This is a genomic window from Streptomyces sp. NPDC026673, assembly GCF_040638135.1.
Taxonomy (GTDB): Bacteria; Actinomycetota; Actinomycetes; order Streptomycetales; family Streptomycetaceae; genus Actinacidiphila.
Genome location: NZ_JBEZXR010000004.1, coordinates 157,480 through 180,951, shown reverse-complemented (window position 1 = coordinate 180,951; position 23,472 = coordinate 157,480). Strand labels below are relative to the sequence as shown.

Sequence of the window (23,472 nt, the reverse complement as noted above, 5' to 3'; positions counted from 1 at the left end):
CCCGGCCCCGGGTGAGCGCCGCCCGCCGGCAACGATCCCGCGCCCGGCGACCACAACCCCGCGCACAGACAAGGAACACGTACATGCAACTCGGACTCGTCGGCCTCGGCAAGATGGGCGGCAACATGCGCGAGCGGATCCGCCGCGCCGGCCACACCGTCGTCGGCTACGACCGCGACCCCGACCTCGCCGACGTCGGCAGCCTCACCGAACTGGTCGACAAGCTCGACGCCCCGCGCACGGTCTGGGTGATGGTCCCGGCCGGTGCCCCGACCCAGTCCGTGATCGACGAGCTCGGCGGCCTCCTCGAACCGGGCGACATCGTTGTCGACGGCGGCAACTCCCGCTGGACGGACGACGAGAAGCACGCCGAGGAGCTCGCGGCCAAGGGCATCGGCTTCGTCGACGCCGGGGTCTCCGGCGGCGTCTGGGGCCTGCAGAACGGCTACGCCCTCATGGTCGGCGGCGAGGCCGACCACGTTGCGAAGGTCCGGCCGGTCTTCGACGCCCTCAAGCCCGAAGGAGCCCACGGCTTCGTCCACGCGGGCAGGGTCGGCGCCGGCCACTTCGCGAAGATGGTCCACAACGGCATCGAGTACGCCATGATGCAGGCCTACGCCGAGGGCTGGGAGCTGCTGGAGAAGGTCGACTCGGTCACCGACGTGCGCGAGGTCTTCCGCTCCTGGCAGGAGGGCACGGTCATCCGCTCCTGGCTGCTGGACCTCGCGGTCAACGCCCTCGACGAGGACGAGCACCTGGACAAGCTCAAGGGCTACGCCGAGGACTCCGGCGAGGGCCGCTGGACCGTCGAGGCGGCCATCGACAACGCCGTGCCGCTCCCCGCGATCACCGCCTCGCTCTTCGCCCGCTTCGCGTCCCGCCAGGACGACTCCGCGCAGATGAAGATGATCGCCGCGCTCCGCAACCAGTTCGGCGGCCACGCCGTCGCCTCCTCGGACGACCGGGCCTGACCACCACCCGCGCCCGGGACGGCGCCGGCCGGAGATCCGCCGGCCGGCGCCGTCACCGTCCCGGGCACCGCTCCCTCCCTCCCACCCTCCCGGACCGCTCCACCCTCCCCCCTCGTTGCCGAAAGTGGATGAACGACCATGGGTGATCTGCTCCTGCTCCGCCACGGCGAAACCGCGTGGACCCTGTCCCGACAGCACACCAGCCACACCGATCTGCCGCTCACGGCACACGGCGAGAGGGAGGCCGCTCGCGTCGCCCCCCTGCTCGCCGGACACGACCTCTCCCTCGTCCTGACGAGCCCGCTGCGCCGCGCCGTACGCACGGCCGAGCTCGCCGGGGTGACCGGTGCCGAGATAGATCAAGACCTGCGTGAATGGGAGTACGGAGGGTACGAGGGCGTCACCACCGCGCAGATCCACCGCACCCGGCCGACGTGGAACCTGTGGACCGACGGCGTCGCTCCCGGCTCCGCGGACCATCCGGGGGAGGGCCCCCGGGACGTCGGCGACCGCGCCGATCGCGTGCTCGCGCGCATCGAACCGATGCTGCGCGACCCCGCCGCCGGTGACGTGCTCCTCGTGGCCCACGGGCACATCCTCCGCGTCCTCACGGCCCGCCGGCTGGGCCTGCCGCCCTCCGCCGGTTCCCTGTTCGCCCTGGACACCGGTACGGTCAGCCGGCTCGGCACGGAACACGGCCGCGCCGTCATCAAGGCGTGGAACGCGACCGGGACCTCACCGGCCGGTACCGCCGCACCCGTTCCCGGCGGCATCCCCCGGCAGCGGCACCCCGCGCACGACTCCCGGGGAAGGTGAGACGGGCCCGCGGGTCCCGGAAGGGGCGCTGCTAGCCTGCTCGGCATGATCGGGAGGGGCTCCAGGCAGCGGACGTCCGGCTCGCCGGCGCCGAACGGCCCGCAGCGCGCTCTGATCATCTCGAGCTTCGTCAGCCGGGTGGGCAACGGGCTGTTCAACTCCGCCGCGGTGCTCTACTTCACGCTGGTCGTGCACCTGCCCGCCGCCCAGGTCGGTGTCGGCCTGACGATCGCCGGGCTGACCGGTCTGCTGGCCGGGATCCCGGCGGGGAATCTCGCCGACCGGTACGGGCCGCGCACGGTCTGGCTGACGAGCGTGGCGACGCAGGCCGCGACGATGGCCGCCTTCGTCCTCATCCACGACTGGGTCACGTTCACGCTCATCGCCACCCTGGACCGGCTGGCGGCAACGGCGAGCGGCGCCGCGGGCGGTGCGCTCGTCGCCCGCGCCGGCGGTGAGCGCCCGGCCGCGTTCAGGGCGAGACTCCGCACGTTCGTCAACCTCGGCGTGGTCCTGGGCACCCTCGGCGCCGCCTTCGCCGTCTCGGTCGACACCCGCTCGGCGTACACCGCGCTCATCCTTGCCAACGCCGCCAGCTTCGCCTGCGCCGGCCTGATCGCCCTGATCGGCCTCCCGAACTACCGGCCCCTGCCCCGGCCCAAGGGGCACCGCGGCTGGGCCGTCCTGGCCGACCGGCCGTACGTGTCCTTCGTCGCGCTCTACGGCGCCATGGGCCTGCAGTATCAGACCGTCTCCCTGCTGCTGCCGATCTGGCTCTCCGCTCACACCGACGCGCCCCGCTGGACCGTGGCGGCGGTCTACGCGGTCAACAGCGGAGTGTGCGTGCTGCTCCAGAGCAGGATCGGCTCCCGGGTGGAGACTCCGCGTCAGGGAGGCCGGGCGTTCCGCCTCGCCGGGCTGCTCTTCCTGGTCAGCTGCCCCTTGATGGCCCTGACGGCGGACGTTCCGGCATGGATCGCGCCAGGGCTCGCCGTCCTCGCCGTCTGCGTGCACAGTCTCGGAGAGGTATGGGAGTCCTCGGCCGGCTTCGCGCTCGGCTTCGGGCTCGCCCCCGACCACGCCCAGGGGCAGTACCAGGGCCTCTTCGGCATCGGCTTCGACGCCGGACAGGCCCTGGCCCCGGTCATCCTCACGGGAGCGGTCCTCGGGCTCGGACACACGGGCTGGCTGCTGCTCGGCGTGTTCCTCGCGACGCTGGGCGCGGCGGGCCCGCCGGTGGCCGCGTGGGCGGAGCGAAGCCGTTCCACGGGCAAGGACACCGGCTGCGCCACACCTGGTCGGCGGAGCGAGGCCCTGCTGCTCGACGCCGACCAGTCGCCGCGGGTTCTCGGAGGCTGAATCCCCGTACGGCACGGCGGCAAGGCGGTACGGCGGTACGGCGATACGGACACCTCGGCGCCCCGGTCGTCCGGGGTTCGCGGAAGCGTGCGCTCGCGACTGTGCGGCGCCCGGGAGTTCCCGCGGCGCGGGGCGTCCCGAGGTGGGGGAACTCCCGGGCGCCGCGGGCCGGAGACGCCCCTCGGCCCCCGGCCGGGCGGTGAGGGGCGGCGTCCGGGACGGCGGCCGCTCAGGTGCCGGGCGTGTCGCTTCTCCCCAGGGGGGCGCCGCCCGCGGCGAGGCGCATGAGGGGGGTGCCGAAGTCGACATCGGCGGCGGTGCGTTCGGCCCGCGTGGCGTTGCCGTCGAAGTGGTGCTGGTAGCCGGACCACGCGCGGTCGGCGATCGTGCGGCCGATGCCGCCGGCCATGAGGGCGGCGAGTTCGGTGGTCGCGCGGGTGATGCGGTCGCCCAGCGCGGGTGTGCCCCAGTCGTCGGGCGCCGCGAAGACGGAGGTGGGGAGGGTCAGGGCGCGCAGGTAGGCGAACATGGGCCGCACCTGGTCCTCGACGGCCAGCGCGTGCCGGGGGCTGCCCGCGGTGGCGGCGACCAGGACGGGGGTCGCGACGATCAGGTCGCTGTCCACGACGTCGAAGAACGACTTGAACAGGCCGCTCATGCCCGCGGTGTAGACGGGGGTCGCGGTGATGACGCCGTCGGCGGCGGCCAGGTCGGCGATCGCCGACCGCAGGGGTTCGCCGGGGTGCCCGGAGACGATCGCGCGGGCGATCTCGACGGCGAGCGGGCCGAGCTCGACGACGCGGGTCGTGGTCTCCCGGTCGAGTTCGCGCAGCGCGGCGACGGCCTTGTGGGCGATGCGGTCGGCCAGCAGCCGGGTGGAGGAGGGGTCGCTGACGCCGGCGTTGACCACGACCAGGTTGAGCGGGCCCCCGGCGGGGGCGCGGGTGGGGGAGTGCGTCACGGTTCAGCCGATCGCGGGGTAGCGGGTGGCGACGGCGGGGTCGCTGTCCTGGTAGGGCGAGGCGCCGGTGACGTTGTCCCCGCGGTTGGGGTTCGGCCGCGGCCGGCGCGGCTGCGCGTCGCCGTACGTCGCCTTCACCCGCGCGGCGTGCGTGGGTGCCTGCGGCACGCCCGGCGCGCGCACGGCGGCCATCTCCTTGCGCAGCACCGGCACCACCTCGGTGCCCAGCAGTTCGACCTGCTCCAGTGCGGCCTCGATGGGCAGGCCCATGCCGTCCACGTTCCACAACTGGCGCTGGTAGTCGCCGAAGCGCTCCCGGAAGTCCATGGTCTTGTCGATGATCTCCTGCGGGCTGCCCACCGACAGCGGGGTGAGCTTCATGTACTCCTCCAGCGACTGCCCGCTGAACATCGGGAAGCCGTTGAAGTAGGGACGGAACGCGGCCACCGCGTCCTGCGACCGCCTGGCGATGTGGACCTGGCCGCCCAGCCCCACGATCGCCTGTTCCGGGGTGCCGTGCCCGTGGTGGGCGTAGCGCTGCCGGTAGAGGTCCACCAGCCGCTCGAAATGGCCGTACGGGGCGAGGATGTTGTTGGCGAAGAAGCCGTTGCCGTAGTAGGCGGCCTGCTCGGCGATCTCCGGGGTGCGGATCGACCCGTGCCACACGAACGGCGGGACTCCGTCCAGCGGGCGCGGCGTGGAGGTGAACCCCTGAAGCGCGGAACGGAAGTTGCCGTCCCAGTCCACCACGTCCTCGCGCCACAGGCGGTGCAGCAGGTTGTAGTTCTCCAGCGCCAGCTCCAGCCCCCGCCGGATGTCCTGCCCGAACCACGGGTAGACCGGCACGGTGTTGCCGCGGCCCAGCACCAGGTCGACCCGGCCCCCGGCCAGGTGCTGCAGCATCGCGTACTCCTCCGCGATGCGCACCGGGTCATTGGTCGTGATCAGCGTCACCGACGTGCTGAGCACGATCCGCTCGGTCATGGCGGCGATGTGCCCCAGGATCGTCGTCGGCGAGGAGGGGATGAAGGGCGGGTTGTGGTGCTCCCCGATCGCGAACACGTCCAGGCCCACTTCCTCCGCCCGCTTCGCGAGCCGCACCACCCCCTGGATCCGCTCCGCCTCACTCGGCGTACGACCGGTCACCGGGTCACGTGTGACGTCCCCGACCCCGAAAATCCCGAACTGCACGATGATCCGCCTTTCCTGGTGTGGGGCCGGCGCGTCGCGCCGTCGCAGCACGGGCGCGCCGGGAACCCGCTGGTGTGTACCGCGCGACGCGGTGCCCGGAGTGGGTCGCCCCATCCTAAGGTATTTGCTTGACGTTGCAATAAATCTCTCCGGGATACCTCATCGGATGGACATCGGGGCCGTTCGGGCCGTGTCGCCCGGGCCGCGCGCCGCTGGGAGGCCAAGCTTGTGTGCCGGTTGTCGCAGGCACAGAGAGGTCGCGCCGTGGAGGGCATCGCCGACATGGGGGGCACACCGGGCTGGGGCCCCGTACGTCCGCCGAGAGCGGGCGAACCGGTCTTCGAGGAGCCCTGGCAGGGCCGGGCGTTCGCGCTGGCGATCCTCTCCACCCGGGTGTCGGGGTACACCGTGGACGGCTTCCGGCACGCGCAGGAGCGCCTGGACCGCGCCGCGTACCTGGACGAGGGCTACTTCGGCCGCTGGCTGAACGCCGCGGAGCTGATGCTCACCGAGAGTGCCGTCCTGGCGCCGTCCGCCGTCGAGGCCCGCGCCCGCAACCTGCGCGGCGAGCGCGTCGAGGAACCCCCGGCCCCCGAACCCGCCCGGCCGGACCACACGCCGACCGCCGAGGGATCGCTGCGCACCGTCGACACCCCGCCGGCCTTCGCCGCCGGCGACCGCGTGCGCGCCAGGGACTTCTCGCCGCCCGGGCACACCCGGCTCCCGCGCTACCTGCGCGGGCACACCGGCGTCGTCGACCTCCTCCAGCCCGCCGCGGTCCTGCCCGACACCCACGCGCACTTCCTGGGCGAGAACCCGCAGCACGTCTACTCGGTGCGGTTCGACTCCCGCGAACTGTGGGGCGAAGGCGCCGAGCCCTTCTCCGTCACCGCGGAGCTGTTCGAGAGCTATCTGGAGACACCCTCATGACCTCCACCGGCGGATCGCACGACCGCCTCCCCGCGGCCCTGCGCACCGAGGCGCTCGAGCAACTGCTCACCGAGCGCGGCCTGATCGACCCGGACGTGCTGGACGGGATCATCGCCACCTACGAGACCCACGTGGGCCCGCTCAACGGCGCCAAGGTCGTCGCGAGGGCCTGGACCGACCCTCGGTACCGGCAGCGGCTGCTCCGGGACGGCACCGCCGCCATCGCGGAACTGGGCTTCTCTGGGCGGCAGGGCGAGCACATCGTCGTCGTGGAGAACACGCCGACCGTCCACAACGTGGTGGTCTGCACCCTGTGCTCGTGTTATCCGTGGCCGGTGCTCGGCCTCCCGCCGAGCTGGTACAAGGACCCCGCCTACCGTGCGCGCATGGTCAGGGAGCCGCGCCGGGTGCTGTCCGAGATGGGACTCGAGCTCGCCGACGACGTGCGGATCACCGTCCGCGACTCCACCAGCGAAGTGCGCTGGCTGGTGCTCCCCGAACGCCCCGCCGGTACCGAGCACCTGCCGGAGGAGGAACTCGTGCCACTGGTGACCCGGGACGCGATGGTCGGCGTGGCGAAGGTGGCGGCACCATGACGGCGCCGCTGGACATCGAAGGGCCGGCCGCGCCGCCCCGTTCCAACGGCGAGCTGGTGTTCGCCGAACCCTGGGAGAGCCGTGCCTTCGGCATGGCCGTCAGCCTCCACGAAGCGGGTGCGTTCACCTGGCCCCGGTTCCAGGCCGCGTTGATCGCCCGCATCGCCGCCTGGGAGAACCCGCCGGGGCGGGACGGGCCCTGGAACTACTACCGGCAGTGGCTGGCCGCCCTGGAGGACGTACTCGCCGAACACGGCGCGGTGTCCGAGCGGGAGGTCACCGCACGTACCCGGACCCTGGCCGGTCGCCACCCGGGCCATGACCACGGTGACGACGGCGACCACGGTCACGCGCACTGAGGGCGGGAGCGGGCGGGGCTCAGCGGTCCGGGATGGGCAGGTCCAGCGACACGGTCTTGCCGCGGCCGTTGGGGGAGGTGTTCCACGCCCCGGCCAGGGCCTCCACGATGAGCAGGCCCCGGCCGTGCTCGGCTTCGGCGTTCTCCTCCTCGTCCAGGGCCAGCGGCGAGGGGACCGGCGGATTGGTGTCGGAGTCCCGTACTTCCAGCCGGATGCGGTCGGCGTACGCCCGCAGGCGGACGTCGACGTCGCTGCCCGCGTGGATGAGGGCGTTGGTCACGATCTCGGAGACGATGAGCTGGAGGGTGTCCGACATCCGGGTCAGCGCCCAGGAGCGCAGGTGGTCGTCCACGAAACAGCGGGCCTCCTTGACCCCGTGCAGGTCCCGGCGCTGGACCTGCAGGCTGGCGGTCCGCGGTACGTCCGCGCCGACGGCGCCTTCGTACCGGGCCAGGAGCAGCACCGCGTCGTCGCGGCGCTCCTCCGGGCCGGAGGCCTCGGCGATGAGCTGGTCGGCCAGCTCCTCGAGGTCGCTCCCGGCCTCCCGGCTCGCCACGCCCAGCGCCGCTCGCACATGGGTCCCCGGATCTCGGACGCTCCAGTCGGTCAGTCCGTTGGTGTACAGCATCAGGACGGACCCCGGCGGGAGGGTGTGCTCACAGGCCCGGTAGGCGTGCCGTGCGGTGATGCCCAGCGGGAGGTTGGCGGGCGCGTGCAGGGTCGCGACGCTCCCGTCGGGCTTGCGGGCCAACGGTTCGGGGTGGCCGGCCAGGGCCACCTCGGCCGTGCCGTCACAGGTGTCCAGGGCCACGACGCAACAGGTCACGAGCCGGTCCGTACCGAGCGCGGCGAGCAGCCCGCCCGTGCGGTCGATCACCGCGGCGGGCCGGTGGCCCTCGGTGGCGTAGGAGACCAGGGCGGTGCGCACCTGACCCATGACGGCGGCGCTGTCCAGGTCGTGGCCTTCCACGTCGCCGACGACCAGCACCGTGCGATGCCCCGGCACTTTGATCACGTCGTACCAGTCGCCGCCCACCTTGAAGGTGACCGTGGCGGGCCGGTACCGCGCGGTGGTGGTGAGCCGGGGCAGCTCGGAAAGGGTGGTCGGCAGGAGCCGTCGCTGCAGGTGCTCGGCGACCTCGCGTTGCCGTGTGCTCAGTTCGACACGCTCCACCGCCGTGCCCAGCAGGCCCGCCATCATGCCCATCACGGCCCGTTCTTCGGGCGGGAAGTCGCGCGACCCTTCGAAAGCCAGGCAGCATACGCCGACGACCTGTGAGGTCTGGGTGAGCGGCGGGCTCATGACGTGCCTGGACCCGATGAGCGGCAGATAGGCCTGAGCGCCGGTCTCGCCGTCGGGCCGGTCGGATTCGGCATCCGCGGTCGGGCCGTCGGAGAGGAACAACGGGCGCCCCCGGATCGCCTCGGCCGCCGGGGTGTGGGCGTCCAGCCTGACGCCGTGAACGGTACGGACCAGGCCGGAGGTGGATCCGCTGTGCCCCAGGACCCACAGGCGGCCCTCGCTCGCCGAGACCAGCATCAGCGCCCGGGCACGGAACGGGGACATGAGGCAGTGGCGGGAGGCCGCGACGATGTGCTCCATGGTCGTGGACTGGTTCAGCAGGTCGGCGAAATTGCGCAGCGGGTACATCAAGCTGGTGCCGGCCGAGCCGGGGACGTCCGGCGATCCCCAGCCCGGCGTGCCGACGCTCGTGTGGAACACCGGAATGAGCGTCGGCGCGGGACCGGCTTCGATGGGGACACCGCTGTCGGTGAGCCTGACGAGGGCGGTGGCCAGCTCCTCCCCGATCTCCCGCAGCGCCGCACGGTCCGTGCTCCGGAAGCCGCCCTGCGTCTCCAGTTGCAGGACGGTGAGCGAGCCGAAGCGGTGGCGACCCGCGATGACGGGGGCCGCGAGGGCCGCGTAGGGATAGGGCAGTACATACGGCCGCCCCGCCGTGGCGGGGTCCGGATCGGTCAGTGCCGCCACCTTCCCCGAGGCCAGGGCGCGGGCGGAGGCATAGGGCGCGTCCAAGGCGAATCGGTACGGCAGCGTGAACATCGAGGGCGGGCTGCCCGCGATCATCGCGACCCGGAGTGCCTCGTGTTCCTCGTCCAGCAGGTAGACCGCCGCAGCGACGCTGTCCAGCCGGTACAGCGCCTCGCGGACGGCGCCGTGCAGGACCTCCGCGAGACCGGTGCCCTCGATCCGTGCGGACCCGCCTCCGCGGGGGTGCTCTCCGACTGCGCTGCTGCTCGTCATCGAACGGCTCCCTCGTGGCGAGTATAGGTGCGCGGAGGGCCGTTCGCTCAGGTGTGCGGTCCGACCCTTGCCCCTCCCGAGATAGGAGCATATGCTCGTAAATATGCGAGCCGGGTCCCCCGAAGGTGTGGTCGCGCTCGGAAATCCAGTCAGCCAGGAAGGGAGCGACCTATGGTTGCCGGCAATCTTGTTCTCATGACCGGGGTCGGCGGTGTGGGCCGCGCGGCCCTCGAGCACCTGCGGGCCCAGGACGTCCCGGTGCGGGCGATGGTGCGTCGCGACGACGAGCGGGCGGACGCGTTGCGCGCCCTCGGCGCGGAGGTCGTCCTCGGCGACCTGACCCGGCCCGAGACCGTGGCGGCCGCACTGGAGGGTGTCAGCCGCATGTACTTCGCCATGCCCGTGTCGCCGGACCATCTCCTCGCGGCGACCACGGTGGCCTCCGTGGCGCGGGAGTACGGGCGGTTGGACGCCCTGGTGGGCATGTCGCAGATGACGGTGTCGCAGATGACCGCGACCAGCACCGGGGAGTCGCACCAGCAGCGGCTGCACTGGCTGGCGGAGCAGGTGCTCAACTGGTCGGGTCTGCCCGTGGTTCACATCCGCCCGACGTCCTTCCTGGACAACCCGCTGTTCACCGCCCTGGCGGCGCGGTCCATCCGGGAGAGGGGGACGATCGAGCTGCCGTTCGGCAAGGGGCGCACCTCGCCGGTGGCCGTGGCGGACGTCGCCAGGGTGGTCGCCACAGTGCTCCGCGACCCCGCTCCGCACATCGGGAGCGTCTACGAACTGACCGGGCCGCGCACCGTCGACATGGTGGAGATGGCCGAAGAGTTCTCGCGGGCGCTGGGGCGCGAGGTGTCCTATGTGGACGTGCCGCTGGACCGGTGGCGTGCGGAGGTGCTCGCCCAGGCCGGGCTGCCGCCGCACATCGAGGCGCACATCGCCACGATGGGACGCCTGCACCAGGAGAACCGCTACGACCGGGCGTCGGCCGACGTCGAGCGCGTCACGGGCGTGCCCGCCGGCACCGTCGAGGACTTCGTGGCCGTTCGCAGGGACTTCTATCTGGGGTGAGCCGTCGCGTGCCGGGGCGGTCGGGAGCAAGGCGGGGGCGCGGGGAGTGGGGAGCGGAGGGCGGGGCCGGACGTCGGTCGCCGGGCCGCGCGGCTCCGCGTCCCGGCCACCGCCCCGCTCCGCGACCTCGCGCCCCGCAACCTCCCGCTGCGCCGACGGCCGCTGTGACCGCCCTCTTCTGACCGGGTGACACCTCGGGGTCCGGCTCCGGATGAGCGATCCGTCCGCCTGTGGACGGTTCGCATCCTCCTCCCGATTGATGGTGACTCAAGCTACTTGCCCGTACAAATGTTTCAATGTTCTACTTGTTTGACCAAGCAAAAAGAGGTGCGAGGGCCCGGCTCGGCTGGGAACTCCTGTCTGCGGCGCCGCCCGACAGCGGATTCGCAACAGGCGTGCTCCTGCAGCACCGAACGACGGGTACCTCGTCTCGAACGGCCGACGGGCCGGCCGAGCTGCCCCGACCCGGGATGTCCTAGGCGGCGAACCTGCCGACATCCCACCGAGTCGGAGGCCCTAAGCGTCGTTCGGTGTGTGTCCGTGCAGCCCGTCGCCCGGCCGGCTTCGCCGTCCGTACGCCAGTCCCGCATCACCGTCACGTACCCCTGTCACGTCGTGATGCCCGGGGCCGGCCGCCGGAACGTCGGCGAAGCGGCGCAACGCTCCCATCGGGCAGATGGGGCGCGTGCGCCCACGGCCTCGAAGGGGGTCTTTCCCGCACCCAGATCACCCAGAACAGGATGAGCATTTACATGGCAACGACCAGTAGGCGGACCGTCTTGGGTATGGCCGGCGTGACCGCGGCGGCGGTCGCGGTGGCCGGGACCGGGGTCCTCGGGTCGACGGGTCTCTTCGAGGGTACGGCGGAGGCGGCCGACGCGCTGCAGGGTGTCAACGAGCCGACGTTCAAGGCTCTGACGCCGTTCCGGGATCCCCTGCGGGTCCCGCCGACGCTGCGCCCCAAGAGCCAGGGGCTGACCGAGATCGATCTGGTCGAGTCGCGGGTGCGGTTGCACTCCCAGATGCCGCCGAGCCGGCTGTGGACGTACGGCGGCCACTTCCCCGGTCCGACGATCGAGGTGCGCAGTGGGCGGCAGGTGCGGGTCGCGTGGAACAACAAGCTTCGCGGCAAGACGCCCATCAAGGCGGTGTGGGTGAACCCCGAGGGCCCCGGCCCCGGTCTTCTGCCCTACAACCGTCCCGGCTCCGAGGGCGCCACCGCGCGTCCGGAGGTCGACAGGCTGAGCGCCTGGACCACCGTTCACCTGCACGGCGGCCATCAGAACGCCATGAGCGACGGTGCGGCGGATTACGGGATCACCGCGGGTGGCGCGCAGTTGGCCGAGTACGCCAACGACCAGGCGGCCACGCACCTCTTCTACCACGACCACGCGATGGCGGTGACCTCGCTGAACGTCGCGGCCGGTCTGGTCGGCAACTATGTGGTGCGTGACGCCGAGGAGGACCGGCTCGGTCTGCCCCAGGGCGAGCACGAGATCCCGCTGATGATTCAGGACGTCAACTTCGACACCGACTCGCAGGGCCTGCTCACCGGGCAGGTGCTGTCCAAGCGGGTCGTGGGCGGAGGCGCGATGCCGATGCCCGGCACCATCCCCCCGGCACTGGCCGCGCTGGCCCCGTTCACCATGGTCAACGGTGTGGTCTGGCCGCATCTGGAGGTGCAGGCCCGCACCTACCGCTTCCGGATGGTCAACGTCGCCAGCACCCGCATCTACCGCCTGGTCGTGGTGGACGAGGAGACCGGCAAGCCGGTGCGCGGCGCGATGAAGCTGATCGGCACCGACCTGGGTCTGCTCGGCAAGCCGCAGACGATCGACGAGGCGCTGTCGCTGTCGCCGGCCGAGCGCGCCGACATCGTCATCAACTTCGCCGCCCACCCCGGCAAGAAGCTGAAGCTGGTCAACACGATCCCGGGCCAGACCCCGGGGGCGGCCCTGCCGGACTTCCTGATCCCCTTCCCGGAGGTCATCCAGTTCCGCGTGGAGGAGAAGCGGCGCCCGGTGCCTTCGCTTCCGACAACGTTGTCGGCGTCGTTCCGGAACCTCACCCTCGCCGACGTCCCCAAGGACGCCACCGAACGCTTCGTGCTGCTCGGCTTCGACACCACCGGCGCCATGCCCCAGATCTGGGAGATGGAGGAAGCCCCGAAGGGCACCAAGCCGGGTGAGGGCATCGTCACCGTCGACATGCCCGACGGCACCCGCACGCTGCGCCGAACCGGCACCATGTTCGAGGACACCACCACCTTCTTCGCCGCCGCCGGCACCTGGGAGAAGTGGCACTTCATCTCGGTCGCCCCCGAAGGCCTTCCCATCTACCACCCCATGCACATCCACCTGATGAACTTCCAGGTCATCGACCGCCGCGCCGTCGACGCCTCCGGCGTGGACTTCCCCACCGCGCAGACCAAGCGCCCGATCACCCTGGGCGCGGCCCTGCCGGTCGCCCCCGAGGAATCGGGATGGAAGGACACCATCACCGTCAACGCCAACACCCTGGTCACCGTCGCCGGACGGCTCGCCGACCAGACCGGCAAGGTCATGTACCACTGCCACCTGCTGGACCACGAGGACGAGGGCATGATGCGGCCCTTCGTCATCATGCCCTCCGCCGTCCATGACATCCACCACATGATCATGGACATGAACGGCGGGATGGCGACGGGCATGCGCCACGGCAAGAGCGCGCACCACGGGATGAAGATGTAAGCCACCCACCCCGCGCGTACGCCGGCCCCGCTGTGGGGAGTGGGGCCGGCGTACCCACCCGCGATGGCCGGCGATCCGGTCCGCGGCGAAGGCCGCCCCCGGCACACGGGGGCGGCCTTCGGTCCGTCCGGTGGGGAGGTACGCCGATTGCGTCCCGGCGGTGTGCCGTTGGGATACTCCGGCCATGGAGACGGGCACGGGAGCGGACGGGAATCCGGCGGGCCGGGCGGAGTCGGGGATCGAGGCCGGGATGGCGCCCGCGATCGAGCCGGGCCGGCCCGTCGTATGGGCGCTGCGTTCCGCGGCTCCTGCGGACGTGGAGGCGATCGCGGAGCTGCGGGCGACGGTCATGCGCCCGGACCTGGAGCGGTTGGGGCGGTTCGACGAGCATCGGGTGAGGCAGCGGCTGCGGGACTCCTTCTCGCCGCGGCACACCTCGGTCATCGAGGCCGACGGCGCCTTCGCGGGCTGCGTCACGGTCCGCCCCGTCGAGGACGGTCGGTGGCTCGAGCACTTCTATCTCGCTCCGGGCCTCCAGGGCCGGGGGCTCGGATCGGCCGTCCTGCGGAGCCTGCTGGAGCGGATCGACGCCGACGGTGTGCCGGTCCGCCTGATCGTGCTCCAGGGCAGCGCGGCCCGGCGGCTCTACGAGCGCCACGGGTTCACGGTGGAGGCGCAGGACCCCGTCGACGTCTCCATGGTGCGGCGACCGGCCGCGGGCTCCGCCTGAGGCGGAACACGTCCGTCACGGGGCCGTGGCCTGCCGGTGTCAGGCCGATGCCGAGGCGGCCTGCTCCTTCTTCCTCCGCCGGTAGGCGCGCATGGACGCCTGTGAACCGCACCTCGGACCGCAGAATCCCGCCGAGCTGTTGCGCGTGCGGTCGTAGAAGCAGAAGTGGCACGGCTCGTGCCGGCAGGCCCGCAGCCGGTCCCACAGTCCCGCCTGGGCGAGTTCCGTGATGCTCGCCAGGACGGTGCCGAACAGCCCCGGGACGCCCGACTGCGCGGTCGTCAGTGAGGCGCCCGAGGCGGTGATGACCGTCACCAGCGGATACCTGGAGGCGATGCCGCCGAGGTAGGCCTCCGCCTGGGAGAGTTCCTCGGGGGTGGTCTCCTGGTCGCCCGCATGGGCGAGCAGCACGGTGATCAGGGCGTCGCGGAACTCGCGCGCGGTCACCGCGTCGGCCTCCGAGACGGGTGTGTCCGGTGTGCCGAGGCCGTTCTCCAGCAGCCATGCGTGCATGCTCCGCGCGTCCGTGAAGCGCTCCGTCAGTTGGCGGGGGCCGGACGTGTGTGTGTTGACGAACCGCAGGACCGCCTCGACGGCGGGCGGCGGTTGGGTCATCGGATTGCGCTCGGTCGTGCCCGGCGACATCGTGTGGGCCTCCTTGGTCGAAGGAAGGCTAGATCATCCATCGTTGCTTGTAAAACCGTGACGGAGGTAATTCTCTTCCCGGGACGCCGCCCGTCCGGAAGGGCACGCCGGACGAGCCGGCCGATCCGTCGGTGGGGGGTGCTCCCGCCTTCGCGAGCCGCGTGGTGCGGCCGCTCGCGATGCGGGGCCGCCCGCCGTGGCGCGGTCCGGTGATGCCTCCGGGGGAGTGGTCGGTTCCGTCCGCCTCTGGGGCGGACGCCCGCCGGGAGTCGACGCATTGTGCGGAGGAGGCTCCGTTCTGTCGCCGCGCCGGGGGAGGGCGGGGCTGTGACCGTCGTCATGTCCGTGGCGGTTGTCGTGTCCGGGAGGCGCGGACGGGCCATGTGCCGAGCGGCTTGCGGCCACTGTGACATCCGGCGGTGAGACACAGGGCACCCCGAGATTCGCCCGCCGCGTGTTGCGCGTTAGGAGTCAATGACCTACGGTCCTAACCACGAGAGCTTGTGAGCGGCTCGGGAAGTACGGCTCGCAGGCTTCGACGGCCGGCAGGTTCACTCGCAGAGTGGGCCCGCGCGACGCGGCCGGCGCCTCGGCGCCGGGTCCGGCGGCGAGACGCCGGTTTCCCCCCGCCTTGGAGGAACCGCCGCGGACGCCGTCCGGTCGTCCTCGTTCTCCAGAGAACCGGTGGCTCACGGATGTGAGGCGCACCGACATCAGAAAGAAGAACCTCTCCATGTACATGAAGCTCGAAGTGACCGTGCTGCCCGTGTCCGATGTCGATCGGGCCAAGGCCTTCTACGAGGCGCTGGGATTCCGTCTGGACCTGGACAAGACGGTCAGCGCGGACTGGCGAGCCGTCCACTTCACGCCGCCGGGCTCGGAGTGCTCGGTCATGTTCGGCCAGGGGCTGACGTCTGCGGCGCCGGGTTCGGCCCAGGGCCTGTACCTCGCCGTCTTCGACATCGAGGAGGCCCGTGCCGAGCTCGTCGCCCGCGGCATCGAGGTCAGCGAGGTCTTCCACGACGCCGGCGGGATGATCTACCACGGCCACGAGGGCGGAGAGGTGACCCACCGCCTGGAGGGCCAGGGCCGGATTCCCGGTCTCCACCCCGACCGTGCCTCCTACGGTTCCTTCGCCACCTTCAGCGACCCGGACGGCAACGGCTGGACGCTCCAGGAGATCAAGCAGCGCTTCCCCGGCCGCTGACCCGGCCCCGCGCGGTCACGACGTCGGCTTCGCCGACAGCTGCACCCTAATACGAGCACATGCTCCCACGTCGCGGGGGTCAGGCTGCACCGCGGTGTTCGAGCAGCATTGCGAAAGGAAATCCCCATGAACGACTCCCCCGTGGAGTCCTCCGGCCAGGACGGCCCCGTCCGGCCGACGTCCCACCGCGCGCCGCGCGGGTTCTCGCGACGCCTCTTCGTCGGTGGCGCGGCCGCTTCCGCCGTCGCCGCCGCGGGCGTCCCGCTGGTCGGCGGGCTGTCGTCGGCGTCCGCCACCGCCCCGAAGCGGATGCCGCGAGGCTTCGGTTCGGTCTCGACGGCGCCGCGGCTGCCGGCGGGGTTCACCAAGACGTTCACCAGCCGGTTCGTGCAGGCCAATGGGCTGCGTCAGCACGTGGTCGTCGGCGGTGAGGGCCCGCCGCTGCTCCTGGTGCACGGCTGGCCCGAGAACTGGTACGCCTGGCGCATGGTGATGCCGGAGCTGGCCCGGCACTACACGGTCATCGCCGTCGACCAGCGCGGCATCGGCCTGACCGACAAGCCCAACGACGGCTACGACACCGGCACCCTCGCCGACGACCTCGTCGCCCTCATGGACGCCCTGGGCCACGAGAAGTTCGCCGTCGTCGGACACGACACCGGCATGATCATCGGCTACGCGCTGGCGGCGGACCACCCGGACCGGGTCGAGTACGTGGCCCTCGCCGAGGTCCCCGGTCCTCCGACGACGGAGCACTCGCCGGACCTGTTCCTGCCCGAGCGCGACAACAACCGGCTGTGGCACATCCCCTTCAACCGGGTCAACCACGAACTGACCGAGAAGCTCGTCAGGGGACGGGAGGACGTCTTCTTCGGCTACGAGTTCGACATCCAGGGCGGGAAGCGGCTGCCCGACTACGCGCGCGAGTACTACTTCCGCCTCTTCTCGGACCCCGAGACCCTGCGTGGCGGATTCGGCTTCTACCGCGCGTGGGAGGTCACCCAGAAGCAGAACGACGACCGTTCGAAGACCAAGCTCACGATGCCCGTCCTGGCGATCGGCGGATCGGAGAGCTGGGGTCCGTACGTCGGAGGCGCCATGTCGGGCCTCGCCAACGATGTGCGCGGCGTCGTCATCCCCGGCTCCGGCCACTGGGTCGCCGAGCAGGCTCCCAAGGAACTGCTCGCGGAGCTGACGGACTTCCTGGCCCCGTACCGCCGCGCCGCGGCGCCCCGTCGGTCCCGCTGACGACGCCGCCGGACGTCCGGGCGCGCCCTTGAACGCCGACGGAAGGGCCGTCCTGCCCGCCGGTGCCCCGGCGGGCAGGACCCGGGCGAACGCCGCGTCATCGCGCGGTCCGGTCCGGGCGCCGGGACTGCCGGTCGCACACCCCGTGCGACCGGCAGCCCGCGCCCGTGCGACCGACGACACGGCTCACCTCCTGTCCGGGAGCGGCGGAGCCCTCACGAACCCAGACGGGAGTCATGGATGTTTTCCGACATCGGCCCGCTCGAAGTGGTGGCACTGGCCGTGCTGGCGGTCATCCTGGTCGGGCCCGACAAGCTTCCCAAGTTGGTGGCCGACACCGCGCGCACGCTGCGCAGGCTCCGCGAGTTCTCACGGAGCGCCCAGGAGGGCATCCGCGAGGAACTTCCCGCCGAACTGCGGGACCTGTCCCTCCAGGACCTCGACCCGAAGACCTTCGTGACCAAGAACCTGCTGGGTGACCGGGGCCTCGGCCTCGGCGACCTGGCCTCCGGACTCGACTTCGAGGGACCGCCACCGCACGGCGGCGGCGCGGCGAAGATCTCGAAGAGCCCCGGGACACCCGCCGCCTCCGGCGCGGTCCCGGCGAACGCCGGCCACCCGCCCCGGCAGCCCGCCGGCGCGGGGCACCCCGACGGCCACCAGGGCCCCGGCGACGGCGGTCCGTGACACGGCGATTCCGCGTCGCCCGCCGTCGGCCCGCGCCGTCCCCCCACCCCGCCCACAGGCCCCGCACCCCGCCCACAGGCCCCGCACTCCGCTCCCCGGCGGCAGGGCCGTCCGCACGGGAGCGCCGCTCCCGTGCCCTCAGCCCCCCTCGGAAAGGAAACACCCATGTTCGGCAGGCTCGGAGCACCCGAGATCATCCTCATCCTCGTCGTCGTCCTGCTCCTCTTCGGCGCCAAGCGCCTTCCCGACATGGCCCGTTCCTTCGGGCAGTCGCTGCGGATCCTCAAGAGCGAGACCAAGGCCATGCGGAAGGACGACGAGGACGGGACCCCGAGCGGCACGCACGCCGCGACCGTCCTCGAGCCCGGGCCCGAGAGCCTGCGCACGGCCACCGAGGCCGCCGCGGCGGAGGCCACCCATCGGCGTTGACGCGCCGCGACCACTGACGGACACCTGTGCGGCCGGCGCCGCCGACGAAGGGACCGGGACCGCCATGCCCACCGGTACACCGCGCGACATCGCGGAGATGCCCCTGCGGGAGCACCTGAGCGAGCTGCGAAACCGCCTGCTCAAGGCCGTCGGAGCCATCCTGCTCGTCACGGTCGCCGCAGCCCTGTTCTACCAGGACCTGATCGGGTTCCTCATCGATCCCCTGCCCGGCTGCGCTCCGGGCCGCCTGGCCGGCGCGAACGACGCCGGGCACTGCGGTGTGATCTCCCTCAACGGTCTGCTCTCGCCCTTCAGCCTGGCTCTGAAGGTGTCGATCACCGCCGGTGTCGTCGTCGCGAGCCCGGTGTGGCTGTATCAGCTGTGGGCCTTCGTCGCCCCGGGACTGCACCGCCACGAGAAGAAGTACACCCTGGTCTTCCTCGGGGCCGGCATCCCGCTGTTCCTGACGGGCGCCGCCGTGGCCTACTGGACCCTGCCGACGACGGCCCGGGTGCTGATCTCCTTCACCCCCGAGAACGCCACCAACCTCCTGCCCGTCGACGACTTCCTCGACCTGGCCACCCGCATGGTCGTCGTCTTCGGTCTCTCCTTCGAACTCCCGGTGCTCCTCGTGCTGCTGAACCTCGGCGGTGTGATCAGCGCGCGCCGGATGGCCGGCTGGTGGCGCGGCATGCTCATGGGCATCGCCGTCTTCGCGGCGATCGCCACCCCCAGTACCGACCCCCTCAGCATGCTGCTGCTCGCCTCACCGATCGGCGTGCTGTACCTGGCGGCGTGCGCGGTCGCCTGGTGCAACGACCGTCGCCGGCGGCGCGGCGGCACGGACGGGCCGGGTGGAGTCCCCGACACCGAAGCGTCGCCCCTCGATCCGCCTCCGGCCGCCGTCGACACCCCCGACGGCATCTCCGCGGGCCGATGACGGCGGGTCCCCGCGCGGCCGTGGATCCGTCACTCGGCCCAGGGCTCGAAGCCGGTGCCGAGGACGGCTTCGAGGAACCCGCGCAACTGAGCCGCCTGGGCGCCCCCGAACTTCTCCTCGAACTCGCCCTGCACGCCACTCCACAGCGGGAGCGCCGCCTTCATCCGGGCGAGGCCGTCCGGTGTGATCGCGACGATCCGTGCCCGGCGGTCGGTCGCCGAGGTCTCGACGGTGACCAGGCCCTCCCGCGCGAGCGGCTTCAGGTTGGAGGCCATCGTCGTGCGATCCATGGCGATCATGTCCGCGAGGGCGGTGATCGTCATCTCGTCGTGGGTGCTGAGCTGCTGCAGGATGCTGAACTGCGTCGCGCGGAGGCCCACCGGAGCCAGCGCCTTGTCGTAGGTCGCGCCGAGATACCGGGCCGCCTTGCGCAGTGCCAGGTTGTTGCACGCGTCCGCATTCGACGCCGGAGTGGTCATGGTCGCCTCCAGAGCATTCCCGTCCAGGATAGGAGCATCTGCTCTCACACGGGAAGCGCGCATGTGCACCCGGCGCCGGGCGGAACCGGCCGGAACCGTGCGCTGAGCCCCCGCGGGGCCGGAGGCGGCTGCCGACGACCCGGCTCGGGCCCGCGGCCGCGGGGCCGCACGGCCGACAAGATCCAAGAAGAACCACAGGAGCAGTGATGAACGCAGCAGACGCACACCCGGCACGGCGCACCTACGACGTGGTCGTCATCGGCGGGGGCCCGGTCGGCGAGAACGTCGCCGACCGGGCCGCGGCCGCAGGGCTCAGCACCGTGATCGTGGAGCGCGAGCTCCTCGGCGGCGAGTGCTCCTACTGGGCCTGCGAGCCGAGCAAGGCACTGCTGCGGCCGGTGGTGGCGCGGGCGGACGCGCTGCGCGTCCCCGGGCTGCGTGAGGCGGCGGGGCCGCTGGACGTCGACGCGGTGCTCGCGCACCGCGACAAGATGGCCGCGTACTGGAAGGACGAGGGCCAGGTCGACTGGCTCGGGTCGGTCGGCGTCGACCTGATCCGCGGCCACGGGCGGCTCGCGGGCCCCCGCGAGGTGGAGGTCCGGACACCCGAGGGCGGGACGGTCGCGCTGACCGCTCGGAAGGCCGTGGCCGTCTGCACCGGCACCGGCGCCGCCCTGCCGGCGGTTTCCGGACTCGACGCCGTGGGCCCGTGGACCAGCCGCGAGGCGACCGGCGCCGACAAGGTCCCGGGCCGGCTGGCCGTGGTCGGCGGGGGAGTGGTGGCCGTCGAGATGGCCACCGCCTGGCAGGGCCTCGGCTCCGAGGTGACCATGCTGGTCCGCGGCGACGCGGGTTTGCTCCCGAGGATGGAACCGTTCGCGGGCGAGCTGGTCGCCGACGCTCTGCGGGAGGCCGGTGTCGACGTCCGCCTCGGTGCCTCCGTGGCCTCGCTGGCCCGTGAGGACGGGGAGGTGCGGATCACCCTGGCCGACGGTGGTCACCTGGTGGCGGACGAGATCCTGTTCGCCACCGGCCGGACCCCGAACACCTGGGACCTGGGGCTGGAGACGATCGGCCTGACCCCGGGCGACTGGCTGAAGGTGGACGACACCTTCCGCGTGACCGACGTCGCCGACGGCTGGTTCTACGCCGTCGGCGACGTCAACCACCGGGCGCTGCTGACCCACCAGGGCAAGTACCAGGCCCGCATCGCCGGCGCCGTCATCGCCGCCCGCGCGGGCGGGGATCCGGTGGACGACACCGCGTGGGGCGCCCATGTGGCGACGGCCGATTCCGTGGCCGTTCCGCAGGTCGTCTTCACCCACCCCGAGATCGCCGCCGTCGGTATGACCACGCAGGAGGCGGAGCGCAGCGGGCGCCGGATCAGTGTCGTGGACTACGACCTGGCCCGCGTCGCGGGTGCGCACCAGTACGTCGAGGGCTACCAGGGCCGGGCCCGCATGCTGGTCGACGAGGACCGCGGCACCGTCGTGGGTGTGACCTTCGCGGGTCCCGGCGTGGCCGAACTGGTGCACTCGGCCACCATCGCGGTCGTCGGCGAGGTGCCGCTCGACCGGCTCTGGCACGTCGTTCCCGCCTTCCCCACGCTCGGCGAGGTCTGGCTGCGGCTGCTGGAGACCCACCGTGACCGGCGCCTCATGTGATGCCGGTCGTGGCGCGGCGCCGGTGGGGAGCGACGTGGGCGGTGTGCCGCCTCACGGCCACCGGCGGCCGCGGTGCCGCCCGCAGCGTGCCGCAGGGCGGGGACGCGCTGCCGTGGTGCGTTCCGGCCCAGGGAGCGGACTTCGTCCATTCCCTTCGCTGTGCAAGTAAGCTACAGCCATGTCAGACGTCAAGCCGCAGCCGCAGGCGGCCTCGGAAGCGATAGAACCGCTCAGCCCGGACGAAGAGGCGGTCGTCCGGTCCCTCAGCCGTGTCATCTATGCCCTGCCCCGGGCCATGGACGCCGACATGGTGCGTGAGCAGCGGATTCCGCTGATCGAGTACCTGACTCTGATGAATCTGTCCGAGGCTCCCGACCGGCAACTGCGCATGAGCGATCTCGCCCGTGTCTGTGAGTTGTCGGTCAGCGGCATGACGCGCGTCGTGCACCGGCTCGAAGGTGAGGGGTTCGTCCAGCGGGTCAAGTGCGCGCAGGACGCCCGAGGCTGGAACGCCGTGCTGACCGATGCCGGCTACGCCCGCCTGAGTGAGGCATGGCGGACCAACCTGCTCTCCGTCAGGCGGCACTTCCTCGACCATCTGGAGGGCCTGGACCTCAAGGCCCTCGGCGCGGCCCTGAAGAACGTCGCCACCTGAGCCCCAGCCCCGCCGGAGCGCCCCGCGTCGCGTGAGCCACGCGTGGGCGCTCGTTTTTTTGCCCGCCGGGGGCCGTGGAAGCGATCGGCCGCGGCCTCGCGCACGTCGCCCCGCAACAGGTCGAACCCTTGCCGTTCGTCTGATACGAGCATATGCTCCTAATGTGGACGGGGTCCGGCAGGACCGCTGTCCGTCACGGAAGCCGGGCGCCGTCCAGCGGCGCGGACGTCCTGCGGCCGGGAGCGCCGAGGACCTCGTCCGGTGTCCCGTCCGGTCCTGTTCTCCCGAACGTGCCGGCTTCCGCTCGTCATCCGCCGCCCGTCATCCGCCGTGTGCCGTCCGCCGGACGGCGACCGCGGCACACCGTCGCGTCGACCGCGCATCCGGAGAAGGAGCCACACCATGACCGTCGTCAAGGCCGCCGCCGTCCAGATCAGCCCGGTGCTCTACAGCCGGGCGGGCACCGTAGGGAAGGTCGTGGACAAGATCCGCGAACTGGGGAGGAAGGGAGTGCAGTTCGCCGTCTTCCCCGAGACCGTCGTGCCCTACTACCCCTACTTCTCCTTCGTGCAGCCGCCCTACGCCATGGCCGCGGAGCATCTGCGCCTCCTCGAGGAATCCGTGACCGTGCCGTCCCCCGAGACGCACGCGATCGCCGAGGCCGCCAGGGAAGCGCGGATGGTGGTCTCGATCGGCGTCAACGAGCGCGACGGCGGCACCCTCTACAACACCCAGCTGCTGTTCGACGCGGACGGCACGCTGATCCAGCGCCGGCGCAAGATCACACCCACCTACCACGAGCGGATGGTCTGGGGCCAGGGCGACGGTTCGGGGCTGCGCGCGGTGGACAGTGCCGTCGGCCGCATCGGACAGCTCGCCTGCTGGGAGCACTATCAGCCGCTGGCGCGATACGCCCTGATCGCCGACGGTGAGCAGATCCACGCCGCGATGTACCCCGGTGCGTTCGGCGGCCCGCTCTTCGCCGAGCAGATGGAGGTCGGCATCCGCCAGCACGCGCTGGAGTCGGCCTGCTTCGTGGTGAACGCCACCGCGTGGCTCGACGCCGACCAGCAGGCGCGGATCGCCGAGGACACCGGCGGTCCCGCCGGTGCGATCTCCGGCGGCTGCTTCACCGCGATCGTCGACCCCGAGGGCCGCGTCATCGGTGAGCCGCTCACGTCCGGCGAAGGGGAATTGATCGCCGACCTCGACTTCGCCCTGATCGACCGGCGCAAGCGCCTCATGGACGCGCGCGGCCACTACAGCCGCCCCGAACTGCTCAGCCTGCGGATCGACCGTACGCCGGCGGCCCCTGTACACGAGCCCGGCGCCACCCGCGCACCGGTCCGTGTCGCGCCGGCGGTCGAGGAGGACCGTTCGTCCGAGGCCCGGTGAACGGATTCCGCGGATCGTCCGACCGCCGCGCGAAGGGAGCCCCGGCCCGGCGCGGAAGGTCTCCGGTCGTGTCGACCATGACGGCGGTGGCCCCGGGCGGGGCCACCGCCGTCATCGGCGAGAACGCACTCCGCGCCGGTC

At 72.0% G+C, this 23,472-nt stretch carries 22 protein-coding genes; 17 read left to right on the top strand and 5 right to left on the bottom strand.

Going from position 1 to position 23,472, the window contains the following annotated elements; all coding sequences use genetic code 11:
- Positions 1-83: 83 nt before the first annotated feature.
- The 3 genes from gnd to AB0F62_RS05230 all read left to right on the top strand — a co-directional run bounded on the left by gnd (position 84) and on the right by AB0F62_RS05230 (position 3,146).
- On the top strand, positions 84-971 hold the full coding sequence (gnd, locus tag AB0F62_RS05240) for a phosphogluconate dehydrogenase (NAD(+)-dependent, decarboxylating) (RefSeq protein WP_361792351.1): 888 nt from the start codon (positions 84-86) through the stop codon (positions 969-971).
- A gap of 138 nt (positions 972-1,109) precedes the next feature.
- Positions 1,110-1,787: a histidine phosphatase family protein gene (locus AB0F62_RS05235; RefSeq protein WP_361792349.1), complete on the top strand. Its 678-nt coding sequence runs from the start codon at positions 1,110-1,112 to the stop codon at positions 1,785-1,787.
- Positions 1,788-1,832: 45 nt separating this feature from the next.
- The gene (locus AB0F62_RS05230) at positions 1,833-3,146 is read left to right on the top strand and encodes an MFS transporter (protein WP_361792347.1); all 1,314 of its coding nucleotides are present in this window, start codon (positions 1,833-1,835) and stop codon (positions 3,144-3,146) included.
- Positions 3,147-3,375: 229 nt separating this feature from the next.
- On the opposite strand, the gene AB0F62_RS05225 is transcribed toward AB0F62_RS05230, so the two are convergent.
- Entirely contained in the window at positions 3,376-4,107 is a 732-nt protein-coding gene (locus AB0F62_RS05225; RefSeq protein WP_361792345.1) for a CE1759 family FMN reductase, read from the bottom strand.
- A 3-nt stretch (positions 4,108-4,110) separates the two neighbouring features.
- Positions 4,111-5,298 carry a CE1758 family FMN-dependent luciferase-like monooxygenase gene (locus tag AB0F62_RS05220; RefSeq protein ID WP_361792344.1) on the bottom strand — a complete coding sequence of 396 codons (1,188 nt, stop codon included), beginning with the start codon at positions 5,296-5,298 and terminating at the stop codon, positions 4,111-4,113.
- Between the two features lie 264 nt (positions 5,299-5,562).
- On the opposite strand from AB0F62_RS05220, the gene nthB reads away from it, so the two are divergent.
- From nthB to AB0F62_RS05205, 3 genes are read left to right on the top strand one after another with little or no spacing between them, the layout of a single operon-like run.
- Positions 5,563-6,228, top strand: a complete 666-nt coding sequence (gene nthB / locus AB0F62_RS05215) for a nitrile hydratase subunit beta (protein ID WP_361792342.1) — start codon at positions 5,563-5,565, stop codon at positions 6,226-6,228.
- A complete protein-coding gene (gene nthA, locus AB0F62_RS05210; protein WP_361792340.1) occupies positions 6,225-6,824 on the top strand; it encodes a nitrile hydratase subunit alpha in 600 nt (199 codons plus the stop codon). Before nthB ends, nthA begins: the two co-directional genes overlap by 4 nt.
- On the top strand, positions 6,821-7,183 hold the full coding sequence (locus tag AB0F62_RS05205; protein WP_361792338.1) for a nitrile hydratase accessory protein: 363 nt from the start codon (positions 6,821-6,823) through the stop codon (positions 7,181-7,183). Before nthA ends, AB0F62_RS05205 begins: the two co-directional genes overlap by 4 nt.
- A 19-nt stretch (positions 7,184-7,202) precedes the next feature.
- Here the strand turns inward: AB0F62_RS05205 and AB0F62_RS05200 are convergent, their stop codons facing one another.
- Positions 7,203-9,446, bottom strand: a complete 2,244-nt coding sequence (locus AB0F62_RS05200) for a SpoIIE family protein phosphatase (protein ID WP_361792336.1) — start codon at positions 9,444-9,446, stop codon at positions 7,203-7,205.
- A 195-nt stretch (positions 9,447-9,641) separates the two neighbouring features.
- Between AB0F62_RS05200 and AB0F62_RS05195 the strand changes: the two genes are divergently transcribed.
- From AB0F62_RS05195 to AB0F62_RS05185, 3 genes are all read left to right on the top strand, one after another.
- A complete protein-coding gene (locus tag AB0F62_RS05195; RefSeq protein ID WP_361792334.1) occupies positions 9,642-10,523 on the top strand; it encodes an NAD(P)H-binding protein in 882 nt (293 codons plus the stop codon).
- A gap of 785 nt (positions 10,524-11,308) precedes the next feature.
- A complete protein-coding gene (locus tag AB0F62_RS05190; protein WP_361792332.1) occupies positions 11,309-13,252 on the top strand; it encodes a multicopper oxidase domain-containing protein in 1,944 nt (647 codons plus the stop codon).
- A 250-nt stretch (positions 13,253-13,502) separates the two neighbouring features.
- Positions 13,503-13,982, top strand: a complete 480-nt coding sequence (locus AB0F62_RS05185) for a GNAT family N-acetyltransferase (RefSeq protein ID WP_361792493.1) — start codon at positions 13,503-13,505, stop codon at positions 13,980-13,982.
- Positions 13,983-14,021: 39 nt separating this feature from the next.
- On the opposite strand, the gene AB0F62_RS05180 is transcribed toward AB0F62_RS05185, so the two are convergent.
- Positions 14,022-14,627, bottom strand: a complete 606-nt coding sequence (locus AB0F62_RS05180) for a CGNR zinc finger domain-containing protein (protein WP_361792330.1) — start codon at positions 14,625-14,627, stop codon at positions 14,022-14,024.
- Between the two features lie 733 nt (positions 14,628-15,360).
- Between AB0F62_RS05180 and AB0F62_RS05175 the strand changes: the two genes are divergently transcribed.
- From AB0F62_RS05175 to tatC, 5 genes are all read left to right on the top strand, one after another.
- Entirely contained in the window at positions 15,361-15,834 is a 474-nt protein-coding gene (locus tag AB0F62_RS05175; protein WP_361792328.1) for a VOC family protein, read from the top strand.
- Positions 15,835-15,960: 126 nt separating this feature from the next.
- Positions 15,961-17,082: an alpha/beta hydrolase gene (locus AB0F62_RS05170; RefSeq protein WP_361792326.1), complete on the top strand. Its 1,122-nt coding sequence runs from the start codon at positions 15,961-15,963 to the stop codon at positions 17,080-17,082.
- 240 nt (positions 17,083-17,322) lie between these two features.
- Positions 17,323-17,769, top strand: coding sequence for a Sec-independent protein translocase TatB (locus AB0F62_RS05165; protein WP_361792324.1), 447 nt, complete (start codon positions 17,323-17,325; stop codon positions 17,767-17,769).
- Between the two features lie 165 nt (positions 17,770-17,934).
- Positions 17,935-18,198, top strand: coding sequence for a Sec-independent protein translocase subunit TatA (gene tatA, locus AB0F62_RS05160; protein WP_361792322.1), 264 nt, complete (start codon positions 17,935-17,937; stop codon positions 18,196-18,198).
- Positions 18,199-18,262: 64 nt separating this feature from the next.
- Positions 18,263-19,138, top strand: coding sequence for a twin-arginine translocase subunit TatC (tatC, locus tag AB0F62_RS05155; protein WP_361792320.1), 876 nt, complete (start codon positions 18,263-18,265; stop codon positions 19,136-19,138).
- A 29-nt stretch (positions 19,139-19,167) separates the two neighbouring features.
- On the opposite strand, the gene AB0F62_RS05150 is transcribed toward tatC, so the two are convergent.
- Entirely contained in the window at positions 19,168-19,617 is a 450-nt protein-coding gene (locus AB0F62_RS05150) for a MarR family winged helix-turn-helix transcriptional regulator (protein ID WP_361792318.1), read from the bottom strand.
- A 206-nt stretch (positions 19,618-19,823) separates the two neighbouring features.
- Between AB0F62_RS05150 and AB0F62_RS05145 the strand changes: the two genes are divergently transcribed.
- From AB0F62_RS05145 to AB0F62_RS05135, 3 genes are all read left to right on the top strand, one after another.
- Positions 19,824-21,281, top strand: coding sequence for an NAD(P)/FAD-dependent oxidoreductase (locus AB0F62_RS05145; protein ID WP_361792316.1), 1,458 nt, complete (start codon positions 19,824-19,826; stop codon positions 21,279-21,281).
- A 178-nt stretch (positions 21,282-21,459) separates the two neighbouring features.
- Entirely contained in the window at positions 21,460-21,936 is a 477-nt protein-coding gene (locus AB0F62_RS05140; RefSeq protein ID WP_361792314.1) for a MarR family transcriptional regulator, read from the top strand.
- Between the two features lie 402 nt (positions 21,937-22,338).
- Positions 22,339-23,331 (top strand): nitrilase-related carbon-nitrogen hydrolase, encoded by a 993-nt coding sequence (locus AB0F62_RS05135; protein WP_361792312.1) that lies wholly within the window; start codon positions 22,339-22,341, stop codon positions 23,329-23,331.
- Positions 23,332-23,472 lie beyond the last annotated feature (141 nt).